General features: G+C 59.9%; 9 protein-coding genes and 1 pseudogene. 2 read left to right on the top strand and 8 right to left on the bottom strand.

Annotation, left to right across the window (positions count from 1 at the left end; translation table 11 throughout):
* Position 1 precedes the first annotated feature (1 nt).
* The 3 genes from HMPREF9371_RS07150 to HMPREF9371_RS07140 form a co-directional block, all read right to left on the bottom strand.
* On the bottom strand, positions 2-952 hold the full coding sequence (locus HMPREF9371_RS07150) for a FecCD family ABC transporter permease (protein ID WP_009119353.1): 951 nt from the start codon (positions 950-952) through the stop codon (positions 2-4).
* Between the two features lie 90 nt (positions 953-1,042).
* A complete protein-coding gene (locus HMPREF9371_RS07145) occupies positions 1,043-1,855 on the bottom strand; it encodes a heme/hemin ABC transporter substrate-binding protein (RefSeq protein WP_009119352.1) in 813 nt (270 codons plus the stop codon).
* Between the two features lie 35 nt (positions 1,856-1,890).
* Positions 1,891-3,237, bottom strand: a complete 1,347-nt coding sequence (locus tag HMPREF9371_RS07140; protein ID WP_009119351.1) for a carboxylesterase family protein — start codon at positions 3,235-3,237, stop codon at positions 1,891-1,893.
* A 23-nt stretch (positions 3,238-3,260) separates the two neighbouring features.
* Here HMPREF9371_RS07140 and HMPREF9371_RS13525 point away from each other — a divergent pair.
* Positions 3,261-3,463, top strand: a pseudogene (locus tag HMPREF9371_RS13525) (ATP-dependent exonuclease).
* 33 nt (positions 3,464-3,496) lie between these two features.
* Here the strand turns inward: HMPREF9371_RS13525 and HMPREF9371_RS07135 are convergent.
* From HMPREF9371_RS07135 to HMPREF9371_RS07125, 3 genes are all read right to left on the bottom strand, one after another.
* On the bottom strand, positions 3,497-5,677 hold the full coding sequence (locus HMPREF9371_RS07135) for a TonB-dependent hemoglobin/transferrin/lactoferrin family receptor (RefSeq protein ID WP_040660945.1): 2,181 nt from the start codon (positions 5,675-5,677) through the stop codon (positions 3,497-3,499).
* A gap of 438 nt (positions 5,678-6,115) precedes the next feature.
* The gene (locus HMPREF9371_RS07130; protein WP_009119349.1) at positions 6,116-7,624 is read right to left on the bottom strand and encodes a catalase; all 1,509 of its coding nucleotides are present in this window, start codon (positions 7,622-7,624) and stop codon (positions 6,116-6,118) included.
* 179 nt (positions 7,625-7,803) lie between these two features.
* Positions 7,804-9,273: a phospholipase D-like domain-containing protein gene (locus tag HMPREF9371_RS07125; protein ID WP_009119348.1), complete on the bottom strand. Its 1,470-nt coding sequence runs from the start codon at positions 9,271-9,273 to the stop codon at positions 7,804-7,806.
* A 176-nt stretch (positions 9,274-9,449) separates the two neighbouring features.
* Here HMPREF9371_RS07125 and HMPREF9371_RS13520 point away from each other — a divergent pair, with 176 nt between their 5' ends.
* Complete coding sequence (locus tag HMPREF9371_RS13520; protein WP_083813995.1) at positions 9,450-9,587, top strand: lipoprotein signal peptidase; 138 nt, start codon at positions 9,450-9,452, stop codon at positions 9,585-9,587.
* Between the two features lie 20 nt (positions 9,588-9,607).
* Here the strand turns inward: HMPREF9371_RS13520 and HMPREF9371_RS07120 are convergent, their stop codons facing one another.
* Together HMPREF9371_RS07120 and rpiA are read right to left on the bottom strand one after the other, a co-directional pair.
* A complete protein-coding gene (locus HMPREF9371_RS07120; RefSeq protein WP_232203085.1) occupies positions 9,608-11,080 on the bottom strand; it encodes a phosphatase PAP2 family protein in 1,473 nt (490 codons plus the stop codon).
* Between the two features lie 400 nt (positions 11,081-11,480).
* Complete coding sequence (gene rpiA / locus HMPREF9371_RS07115) at positions 11,481-12,152, bottom strand: ribose-5-phosphate isomerase RpiA (protein ID WP_009119346.1); 672 nt, start codon at positions 12,150-12,152, stop codon at positions 11,481-11,483.
* Between the last annotated feature and the right edge of the window lie 83 nt (positions 12,153-12,235).

Genomic DNA, 12,235 nt, shown 5'->3' with positions numbered 1-12,235 from the left:
ATCAACCCTTTCTGCGGTGCAGCGACTGCAAAAACAGCCACAGGAAAAACGGCCCGCCCAGCAGGGAAATCACAATGCCGACCGGCAAATCCACGGGGTAGGTCAGCCAACGGGCTGCGCTGTCGACGGTGAGCAGAAACACGCCGCCCAGCCAGGCGGAGAGCAGCACCAGCTTGCGCCGGGAGCCGCCTACCGCAGCAGCCAGAATATTGGGCACCATCATGCCCAGAAAACCGATGATGCCGGACAGGGAAACGGCGGCGGCGGTGAGCAGGGCGGCCGCCAGTACGGTTTGTACGCGCAAAGCGCCCACCGCAATGCCCATGCTGACGGCGGTTTCTTCGCCCAACATCAAACCGTCCAAGCGTCGGCCGGCCAGCCACAGCAAAGCCAGCCCCGCCAGCATGGCGGCCAGGGCGTAATAGGGGGAGGTGAAGCCGGCTTCGGCCAGGCTGCCGGCCAGCCACACGGTGGCGCTGCGCAGGACCAAATCGTCGGATAAAAACAGAATCAGGCTGACGGCGGCGCCACAAAAGGCGCTGACGATCAAACCCATAATCAAGAGACCAAAGGTGCCGCCGCCGAACAGGCGGTGGGTGGCGAGGATCAGTAGGCAGACCGCCAATGCGCCGGCAAAGGCGGCCAGCGGCACGCCGATGCCGCCCCAGCCGAAAGCCAATACGCTGATCACGCCCAGCGCCGCGCCGCCCGAAGTGCCGATCAGGCTCGGGTCGGCCAGCGGGTTTTCAAACAGGGCCTGTAAACCGGCGCCGGCGGCCGCCAGCGCGCCGCCGACCAAAAGGGCGGTGCCGACACGGGGCAGGCGGATATCGAGAATCATCTGTTCCAAGGTGTGCGGTGCCGCCCAGGTGCCGAAACCGATGCCGGTGGCAAACCAGACCAGCGCGGCCGTCAGGCCGAGGCAGGCGGCGAAAATAAGCGGTGTTTTCATGGGTCAATGGGTTGAAGAGCGGGAAAACAGGCCCGCCAAGCCGGCCGCGTTGGCGGCGGGTGCTTGGCGGGGAGGGCGGCCTCAGGCGGCTCAGCGGCGGGCGCGGCCGAGATTGTGCAGTCGGCGCAAGACTTGGGGCGTATCCAAACCGTAGCGGAAGAAGTCGTTGGCCGGCCACAGATGGATGTTGCGCGTTTGCGCAGCGGGGCTGCCGGCCACTTCGGGGCGGGCGGCAAACTGGCCGACGCCGCCGATCAGGTGGCTGTTGTGTTCGGCAATGATGATGACGTCGGGTTTGGCGGCGATCCAGGCTTCGCGGTTGAGGGGTTTGATGCCGTCGATATTGGCGGCGGCATTGATGCCGCCGGCGCGGCGGATGAGTTCGTCGGCGGCGGTGTTGCGGCCGGCCACCAAGCGGCCGTCATAGCTCATCAGGTAGCGCTTGCCGGTGGCAGGTAGCTGGCTGACGCCGCTTTGCCAGCGTGCAGCCAGCGTGTTGGCTTCGCGGGTTTTGCCGATCAGTTGGCCGATTTGGCGGATGCTGGCCGGATAAGCGTTGATGCTGTCATCCGGCGCCACATTGACGGCTTTGATGCCGACGCGGTTGAGGTGGCTGTAAATGCCGGCCGGCTGCGCCATCCAGGAGCCGATGGCCAAGGTGGGGCGGACGGCCGCAATCGGCTCGACGGTGAGCTGGCGGTGGATGCCGATATTGGGCACGTTTTTGACGGCCGGATTGGTGGCGGTTTGGTCGCGGCCGACGATTTGATGGGTGGCGCCCAGCGCCACCACCACATCGGTCACGTCCGGGCTGAGGGTAACGATGCGCGCTTGGGCGGGCGTTTGCGCCTGTGCCAGAGGCAGCAGTGCGGCCAAGAGGGCGGGCAGGAGGATTTTTTTCATGGATGTCCTTTCAGGTAGCCTGTGGGCAGGCCGGGTTATTCGGTTTCAAACAATTGGCTGCCGCTGAGGGAAGCCGCAGGGTGTGTTTTGCCGTTGATGACGATGCTGTGCACCGGTTGCGGCAAACGGGAAAAGTCGATGCGGAAAGCGGCGACGCGGGAGGTGTCCACCAGCAGGCGGCCGCGGTCGATGCGGGCGCGGATTTTACCCGACACCGGCTGCTTCTCGAATACCTGATAGTGGTAGCCTTCGTTGAAGCGGCCGCGCAAAACGGTTTCGCGGCCGTCGCGCAACACGGTGATGTCCACCGGGTCGCCGGCCCGTTTGTCTGCCAAATAAAGATAGGGGGCGTAGGGGTGGTTCATGGTGGTTTCGCCCATTTTGAGCACGATGTCGCCGATGCGGACGCCGATGTTTTGCGCGGTGCTGTTTTCTTTGCCAAAGCCGGCCACTTTCAGCCCGTTGCGGTAGGCAGGGTCGAAGGCCATGCCGAAGGAGGCTTTGTTGTTGAATAGGGTCAGCCGGTAGGGACGGTGCCAAAGCTGCGGTTCGGCTTGGGGCTTGAGGCGTTCGATGTGCAGCCATTCGCTGCCTTGCGCCGCTTCGCCGCTGCTTTCCCATATCAGTTGGGTGGGGGTTTGACGGCGGTGGCGGTTGATGAAGGCGGTCAGGGCGGGAATCTCTTGCGGCAAATAGCGCATATCGTGACCGCCTTCAGGCGTGCTGAAAATGAGATCCAGATGGTGGCGGCGCAACTCTTCGGCCACCGGCTGCATCATATCGGCCGGATACAGCATATCGCTGCGGGTATTGATGATGTAGAGCGGCTTGCGGTTGAAGTTTTGCGGGTACACGGGCGTGCTGCCCAGATGGGCGGCCACCGGCAGCGAGCCGTTCATGGCGATGAAGCCGGCGAAGCGGTCGGGATGGGTGGCAGCCAGATACAGGGTGCCGGAGCCGCCGTCGGAAAAGCCGCTGAGAAAGACCCGGTCGGGGTCGGCGGCGGGGAAATCGCGCAGTACGGCGTCCACTTCGCCCAGCACCATGTTCACGCCGACGGGGTCGAACCAGCCGGCGTCTTTTTGGCCGAACGGAAACAGCACATAGTAGCGGCCGGCATCGGCCAGTTTGAGGAAGCTGGAGCGTTGAACGCTGGCCAGCGGGTCGCTGCGTATTTGCGGGGAAGCGATGGCGCCGTGCAGGTGCACCAGTAGGGGGCGTGGTTCGCCGGCCTCGACGTGGGGCGGGGTATAGACAATGTAAGGCCGCTCTTGGCCGTCTTGGGCGGTAAAGCGGAAGGTTTGGAAGCTGCCGCTCTGCGCGGCGGCGGCTGCCGAAACCCAGCAGAGTAGGGCGGTGAGTAAGATTCTGATGGTATGCATAGCGGTATCTGTTTTTGACGGATATGTGTTCAGGTAGCCTGAGACCTTTGCAAAACCCCCATCTGCGGCGCATTTCTGCGTTGTGCGTTTATGCCCTATGGGTACTGCTCGCTCGCTTAGCCTTGTAGATGATATGTCTGTCCCACAGTGATTCCTGATGTTCACGCTCGCTGCGCTGCTACGCCTTGAACTGCATCCACATCTGAGGGTTTTGCAAAGGTCTTAGCCTGTGGCCGCGCAGGCTACCTGAAAAGCGGTTTTAGAATTGCAGATGTAAGCCCAATGAGAAGTTGCGGCCGGGTTGGGTATAGCGGTCAACCGCGGCATCGGCTTTCACGCCGCCGACATCGGCGAAGTGCCAATAGCGTTTGTCGCCGATGTTGTAGATGCCGGCATGGAGTTCCAGATTTTTCCAAGGACGGTAATGTGCGGTGAGGTCCCACACGCCGTAGCCCGGTGCGCGGAAGTCGCCGGCTTTGACGCGGTGGCGGGCTGCCGCCCAGCGCAGACGGGTGCCGACGCCCCACTGTTCGCGTTCATAGTCCAGCCCCAGCACGCCGTTCAAGGGGTAGGCGGTGGAGAGCGGCTGGTTGAGGCTTTCGTTTTTGCCGCGCATCCAAGCCACGCTGCCGTTCAGGCGCCAAGCAGGCGTGATGTGCCAGCCGCCGGAGAGTTCGAGGCCGTAAGTTTTGGCCCGGTCTAGGTTGCTGAAATAAAACTCGGAAACATAGCCGGGGGCCGGGGAGGCTTTTTCAGCGGTGGCAATAAAGTCTTTGTAGCGGTTGTAGAAAGCGGTGGCGTCCAAGCGGAGGGTTGGGCTACGGTAGCGAAGGCCGGTTTCGAAGTTGTGCGAGGTTTCGGGTTTGAGGTCGAGGTTGGGCACGACGCGATAGCCGCGGAAGCTGTCGTAGCCGGACGCCATCAAATCCACCGGCGGCGAACGGTAGCCGCGGGAGTAGGCAGCAAAGCCGGTGAGAGTTTTGCTAAAGGGCATGCTGAAGCGCACGCCGGGCAGCCAAGCATGGTGGCTGACGCTGTCGGCAAGCGGAATATTGTTGCTGGTTTGGCGGAAGGCCTCGTCGATGTCGAAGCGGGTTTTTTCCCGTTCGTGGCGCAGGCTGAACGTCAGTTCGGCGCCGTTGTTAAACACCAGGCGGTCTTCGCCGTAGAGGCTGAGGGCGTGCTGTTTGTAAGAAGGGAAAAAGCGCTGTTCGCCGGCGCTGTTGCCTGTGCGGGTATCCGAAACGGTTTTGCTGAGTAGGCGGTCGTGCTCTTTCAGGCGGTAACTCAGGCCGGCGCGGATGCGGTGGGTGATGCTGCCGGTATGGGCGTGGGCGCTCAGGTCCACGCCAGTGCCAGTGAGGTGTTGGGTAAAGGTATTGTGGTCCCGGGTTTCCTGGGTGCGGGTCGGGCCGCCGTTAGGCGGCGTGCTGTGGGTTATCTGGTGGCTGTCGTTGTCCACATCGAATGTTTGCCGGTAAGCATGGGCGGACAGGCTGTCGAGCCAGCTGCCGGCCGGCGTATAGCGGTAGGTGAGGCCGAAACGGCGGCGCTTGTATTCGTCGTAAGCCAGCGCCAGCGGTGTGTCGAGCCTGTTGCCGCTGCGCGAACGGCCGGTGCCGAGTTTTTCTTGGCGGTTGGTGTCGCTTTGGCGGGCAAACTGTTCGAATACCGCTTCGATATTGTGTGTGTCATTACCGATGCCGCCTTTGGCTAAGACATTGTAATTTCGGTTTTCTTGCCGGTTGGAAACGGTGCGTTTGGCACCGTTGCCGTCGTTTTCGGCATAGTTTTTTGCTTCGTGAAGATTGCGGCGGGTCAGCATCAGCAGACCGGAAACCGGGCCGGTTTGGCCGGCTGCGGTGGCGGTGGCGCCGTGGCTGCGGTAGCTGCTGCGGTAGCCGTATTTCAGGCCGAAGTAGAAAGGTTTGTCGGCACGCACAAAATCGGCGGGCCGGTAGGTGGTCATGGCTACGGCGCCGCCTAAGGAGCCGCTGCCGTCTGCTGCGGCGTCGCCGCCTTTGGAAACGGTGATTTGGCGGAGGGTGTCGGTTTCCATGGTGTCGCGGGTCACGCTGGCGGCGTTGGCGGTGGGCCCGATGTCAGCATGCATATCGGGCAGGGGGACGCCGTCGATGGTCATCAGGATGCGGTTGCCTTCCATGCCGCGGATATTGATGCTTTCGTGCCCGCCTTGAAGGTTGTTGGAGCGGACGCCGACGCCCGGCTCGTAGAGAAACATATCGTCGATGTTTTGTGCGCCCGTCCGTTGCAGATCTTCCGCTTTCAATACAGTGGTGTTGGGGGCTTTGTGCCCGTTTTCTCCCACCACTTCGATGGTTTCCAACTCTGTTGCGGCTTGGGAAGGGGAGGTTTGCGCATAAACGACCGTGCTTGAGAACAGTAAAGCGATGACTTGAGACAAGTAAACAGGTTTCATGATGTGCATATTCGATAATAATAGGAACGATTATTATATAAATTATTATAAAAATTTACAATGATTAAATATTAAAAACAAATATGCACGTTTGTTCATCGAATATGCGGGATGGTCCGGGGCTGTCGGCCTTTGGTATTGCGGCGGTATTTTGGCTTTGCAAGTCCGCTTCGCTATCCCGTTAACAAGCTGCGTCTGTTGCGCGGTTCATGTTTGCCAGGTATCCAGGCTCGCGCGCCTTTCCGCCCGGCATACGCGGTTTTTACCGCGAAAAAAAACCGCTTCACCAGTCACTCCGTTGCGCTGTCAACAGCTTCCAATACAATTGGGCCGAATGATTTTTATGCAAAAAAGGCTACCTGAAATGCTTTCAGGTAGCCTTTGGATGGGTTCCGTCAAACCTTTACCGGTTTGCGGAAAAGCTGTTCGGCAGCCGGATTACAGCAGGCCGGGTTGGCCCAAAGCAGGGTCGCTTTCGCGGGCGGCGATGGCATCGGCCACGGTCAGACCCAAGGCTTTGGCAACGCCCTCACCGTAAGCCGGGTCGCAGGCGTTACAGTTGCGGATGTGGCGGTATTTGATGAAGTCCGGTGCGTCGCCCATGCCGGCTGCGGTATTGTTAAACAGTACCTGTTTCTGCTCGGCGCTCATCAGATTGAACAGTGCGCGCGGTTGGCTGAAGTAGTCGGCATCGTCTTCGCGGTAGTTCCAATGTGCCGCATCACCGTTGATTTTCAAAGGCGGCTCGGCGTATTGGGCCTGCTCTTGCCATTGGCCGAAACTGTTCGGCTCGTAGTGCAGGGTGCTGCCGTAGTTGCCGTCAACGCGACCGTAACCGTCGCGGGCATTGCTGTGTACGGGGCAGCGCGGTGCGTTTACCGGAATTTGGTTGTGGTTCACGCCCAAGCGGTAGCGTTGTGCATCGGCATAGTTGAACAGGCGGGCTTGCAGCATGCGGTCGGGCGATACGCCGATACCGGGAACCAAGTTGCTCGGTGCGAAAGCAGACTGTTCGACATCGGCGAAGAAGTTTTCGGGGTTGCGGTTCAATTCGAACTCGCCCACTTCGATCAGCGGATAGTCTTTTTTCGGCCATACTTTGGTCAGGTCGAACGGATGGTAGGGCACTTTTTCGGCATCGGCCTCGGGCATGATTTGTACGTACATGGTCCATTTCGGGAAATCGCCTTTCTCGATAGACTCGTACAGGTCGCGCTGGTGGCTTTCGCGGTCATCGGCAATAATGGCGGCGGCTTCTTCGTTGCTCAGGTTTTTAATGCCTTGTTGGGTGTGGAAGTGGAATTTCACCCAGAAACGCTCGCCTGCTTCGTTCCAGAAGCTGTAAGTGTGCGAACCGTAACCGTGCATATGGCGGTAAGTAGCGGGAATGCCGCGGTCGCTCATCACGATGGTGACTTGGTGGAAGGCTTCGGGCAGCAGCGTCCAGAAGTCCCAGTTGTTGGTAGCGGAACGCATATTGGTGCGCGGGTCGCGTTTTACCGCTTTGTTCAAATCGGGGAATTTACGCGGGTCGCGCAGGAAGAATACCGGCGTGTTGTTACCCACCATATCCCAGTTGCCTTCTTCGGTGTAAAACTTCAGGGCGAAACCGCGGATGTCGCGCTCGGCATCTGCCGCACCGCGCTCACCGGCTACGGTAGTGAAGCGGGCGAACATTTCGGTTTTTTTGCCGACTTTGCTGAAGATGGCCGCGCGGGTGTATTGGGTGATGTCGTTGGTGACGGTGAACGTACCGAAAGCGCCGGAACCTTTGGCGTGCATACGGCGCTCAGGAATCACTTCGCGCACGAAGTTCGCCAGTTTTTCGTTCAGCCACAAATCTTGCGCCAGCAGCGGGCCGCGCGGGCCGGCGGTCATGCTGTTTTGGTTATCCGCAACGGGCGCGCCGTTGTTCATGGTCAGATGGGTTACGGGACATTTGGACATGGTTGTTTCCTTTATTTATCGGGTCGGGGGAGAAAGCTACCTGAAAACAGGGATGTGTTTGGGCGGCAGCGGGTATGGGGCGCACTATAGTCTAAAAAATTAACTATTGAAACTATCTTTTCGATTTAATTTATTTAAATTCGCTGAATTTTGATTTTATTATATTGAATTTAAAAGTTTTATTTTTCTGAATCATGGTGTGGCGGCGATGCTTGGCGGCGCTTTTTATGCTGCTCGAATTTGCGCAGCTGGCGCACGGCGTGCACGGTGGTGGAGAGGCCGCCGGCCAGTAACAGCAGCATCACCGGCACCACCAGCAGATAGGGGGCAAACCACAGCAGTGCCACCAGTGCCAGCATCAGCAGGCCCATACTCAAATAAGCCTTGGCTTCGTTTTCGTCCACCGTGCGCGTGCCGTAGAAATTACCCTCGAAAACGTGGGACAGCTGTAAAAATTGGCGGGTAACCGCGCGTGCCTGCTGACGGTTGAAAATGCGCAGGCGCGAAAAATGCTGCCGCCGCCGTTGGCGCATGATTTGGTGCTCTTCTTCGTTTAATACCACTTCGGTGGTTTGATTCAGGTCTTCCAAAAACTGCCGCTCCAACTGGCGCACCACGCCGGCATCTTCGATGACCACGTCCAGCTCGCGGTTGAGGTGCCAGCTGGAAAAATTGAGATTGGTGGAGCCTATCCGCGCCCAAATGCCGTCGGCAATCGCACTTTTGGCATGAATCATCGGGCCGTTCCATTCGAACACCCGCACGCCCGCTTCCAGCAGGACGCGGTAGCGGGTGCGGGAAACGCGGCCGATCCAAGGAATATCCGATGTACGCGGCACCAGCAAGCGCACGTCCACGCCGGCATTGGCGGCATTGATCAGCGCCTGGGTGTAGAGCCGGGTGGGCATGAAGTAGGCATCGGTGAGCCACAGATTGCGGTTGGCCAAAGCCAAGGCGTTTAAATCCAGCCGCATCATATTGTTGTCGCTGGGCGTGGTGGCGACCACGCCGGCGCGCACCGTGCCGGCTTCGCCGCAGGCGGTGTAAATACCGGCCGGCAGCTCGCGGCCTTGCGACTGCAGGCTGTCGGCCGCGGCTTGCAGCACCTCGCCCACCGCCGGCCCTTTCAGGCAAACCCCGGCGTCCCGCCACGGAGCAATGCCTTTGGCCGGATTGCCTTCCCAAGCCGACGACACGCACAGCCCGCTGACAAAAGCGGTGTGCCCGTCCACCACAATCGACTTGCGGTGGTTGCGCGACAACAAACCGATGCCGCTGGCAAAGCCCATCGGATTGTAAGGCACCACCAAGGCGCCGGCTTGGCGCAAGGGTTTGAAAAAACCGCGCAAGGAGGGCCACAACGAGCCCAGCCAGTCGTAGATCAGCACCACCTTGACGCCGGCTTTTGCCTTTTCCACCAATAGGTCGCGCATTTGGCGGCCGAAGTCGTTGTTGGCGAAGATATACATTTCCATCAGTACATAATCGCGGGCAGATGCCACTGCTTCGAGCCAGGCAGGAAAGTTTTCGCTGCTGTCTTTCAACAGAGTCACTTCATGGCCGCCGTATACGTCGCTGCCGCCGGAGCGGAAACGGATCTGTTCCAATACGGGGTGGCTGAAATCATGGAGATCGGGGGCGTTGTGCATAAGCCTCCTTGTTGCCGGATGTTAAAGAAACCTCAATCAAATTCGTGTTTCAGCGATTCTGAAACGGAACCAAGCATAGCAGAAATCCCCGTTTGAGAGAGGGTTTTGCCCGATGAGGCAGCAGGGTGTCTGATGTGCCCGACAGTTTCAGGTAGCCTGAGAGCTTTACTCCCTGTCTGCGACGCATTTCTGCGTTGTGCGCTGCTCACTCACTTGCCTATCTATCTGATATGTCTGCACTCGCTGCGCTGCTACGCCTTGAACTGCATCCACATCAGGGGGTGTTGATAGGTATTGGTATATGGACGACATAGGCCCTAATGAATTCGCAGGCTTATCGGGCTTCGGCCGCCAGCCAGGGGTAAAGTTTGTGAAAACGGCGGCCGGCAAAGCGGCGCACGGAGCGTGCAAAGAGGCGCACGATGCGGGTGCCGGCGGGGTCGCGTGCCCATTCGGGCTGCCTTTGTTCCAGGCGGTCGAGCAGGCGCAGGGCGTGTTGCCGTTCCTGCCGCAGCCATTGGCTGAGGGCAGGATGTTGCAGCGCGGAAGGGTCCTGGCGCGGGTTGGCGGGCAGTTGCCGCCAGATGTCGGCGGGAAGATTGATGATGCCGGCGGCGAGGTCTTCGCGCAGATCGCGCACGGTGGAGCACCAGCCAAGGGCGTCAACCAACTCGGGAACTTCTTGCGCACGCAGGGGCGAGCCCAGCGCGGCCAGCAGCAGGTTGAGCGAGAGTGTGAAGGTGCGGCGGTGTTGGGCTTGGATGGCGGCGGCGGACCAGACGGCGGCCTGCTCTGCCCGCAAGCGGTCGTCACGCATTACGCCGAGCAGTTCGGCCACTTCGCGGCGGGCGGTATCGGGGGCGGCGGTGTGGCGCAGACTGTTATAAAAGGCGGCGGCCAATAGTTGCCAATCGTCTGTTTCATCAAAACGGCCTTTCTGCCATGCAGCGATCAGCCGTTCGGCCAGCTCGGCGGGCGCTTCCTTGGTTTGGCGGTCGCCGTCCATCACATCGTCCACGGCTTGTAGAAACACAAAACCGCGTATCAGCAGCCGACCGCGGCGGGGACGGATCAGGCGCTGCACGGCCAGCAGCAGGCTGATCCAGCCGTAGCGCAAATGGCGGCGGGCAAACGCCTGTTGGTTCACGCACAACAGCCAGCCCAGCCGAACCCGCCGCAAACAGCGCGGTCTGCAGGCATAGGGCGGCACCATCCGCCAGGCGGCCAGCGCCAGCGCCATGCCGGCAGCCAAATCGAGCAGGTGGTGTTGGTGGGTAAACAGGGTGCTGAGACCGACCAGCGCCGCCCAGCACCAAACCAGCAGGCGCCCGGCGGGCGGCAAGGCGGCTTGCAGGGCGAGGGCAGCGGTGAGCGCAAAGGCCATGTGCAGGGAGGGCAGGTGGTTACGCTCGAGTGCCAGAGCAGTGGCGAATTGGTGGAGCGGCTGCCAGAAACCGGTTGTTTCGGCTAGCGGAAAGGCGGTGTCAACCGGCAGCAGTACGAAACACAAGCAGGCGACAAGCAATTCGGCCAGTAATACGGCAAACAGCCGCCATTGCGTTGTCCATTCCAGCCGCCATGCGCCCCAAAGCAGCATCAGCGGCATTGACAGATACACCGCCGACCACGCCGGCAGCAGGGGAATGGCGGCTTCAAACGGCAGCGCGGGGCGGATCTGCCACGGCGTGTAGGCGCTGAGCAGGTTGGCGGCGCCGTAAAACCATGCGAACAGGCCAGCGAATAAGACGGCAAGGGCAAAACCGAAGGCGCGGGAATGGGGCAGGGGCGGCATAGAGGTGGAAAGCATGGAAAACTGGTTGACGGAGGCATGAGAAAAAATGCCCGCTTGGTGCAGCAATGGTTCAGACAGACCACATACAAAGCTAAGCAATTAATCAGTAACTTTAGGATCTGTTGACCATCCGCCTAATGGCGGTGCTTGGGTAAGAATCTCCGCTTACTTCGGCAAAAATGCTCGCAAGATGTGCAATCTTGCTGCGTTGGCTGTTTTTACTGGCGCAGCGTGTCAAACCGCCCTCTTCGAGTGAGCCTGGCAGCTGTAGATTTCTCTTCAAAAAACCGCTACATGGGCTAAGTGTCAACCATCCCTAGGGCATCAATGCGTAACACAGAAATACGCTGCTGATGGTGCAAAGGTCTCAGGCTACCTGAAAGGCTTTCAGGTAGCCTGAGTGGCTGCGTCAGTTTTATAAACTGCCGATTTGGATCACTTCCGCGCCGCCGGTTTTGCCCAGCACCAAAACATGCGCGGGGTGGCGGGCGAAGAGACCGTTTTCCACCACGCCGGGGATCTTGTTGATGGTGTCTTCGAGGGTGAGCGGTTCGTTAATGGTCAGTCCGTGCACATCCACGATTTCGTGGCCGCTGGCGGTGGTGAAGCCGATGCGCAGCTCCGGTTCGCCGCCGAGTTTGAGCAGCTGGCGCGACACCAGCGAGCGGGCGTGGGGAATCACTTCCACCGGCAAGGGAAATTTACCCAGGCGGGAAACGTATTTGCTTTCATCGGCGATGCAGATAAACCGCTCGGACGCACTGGCGACGATTTTCTCGGCCAACAGGGCGCCGCCGCCGCCTTTGATCATTTGCAGGGTGTGGTTCACTTCGTCGGCACCGTCGATATACACGGGCAGGCCCAGCACATCGCTGAGGCGGATTTCGGGAATCTCAAACTTGGCCAGCAGCTCGCTGGTGGCTTGTGAAGTAGATACCGCGCCTTTGATGCGCTTGCCGCTGGCGGCCAGTGCCTCGATGAAGCAATTGACGGTGCTGCCGGTACCGATGCCGATGTATTCGTTTTCCGGCACGAAATCGACGGCTTTCTGGGCGGCAATGCGTTTCAAATCGTCTTGGGTGGCCATGGTGGTCTCTCCTTGTGTTCAGAATGGGTAGTTCAGACGGCATCATACCGTAAAGGCTGTTGGATAGGGCGGGCAAAGCGGCG

The sequence above is a fragment of the Neisseria shayeganii 871 genome (genome assembly GCF_000226875.1).
Taxonomy (GTDB): Bacteria; Pseudomonadota; Gammaproteobacteria; order Burkholderiales; family Neisseriaceae; genus Eikenella; species Eikenella shayeganii.
The sequence above is the reverse complement of the archived record's forward strand: the minus strand, read 5'-3'. Positions and strand labels throughout refer to the sequence as shown.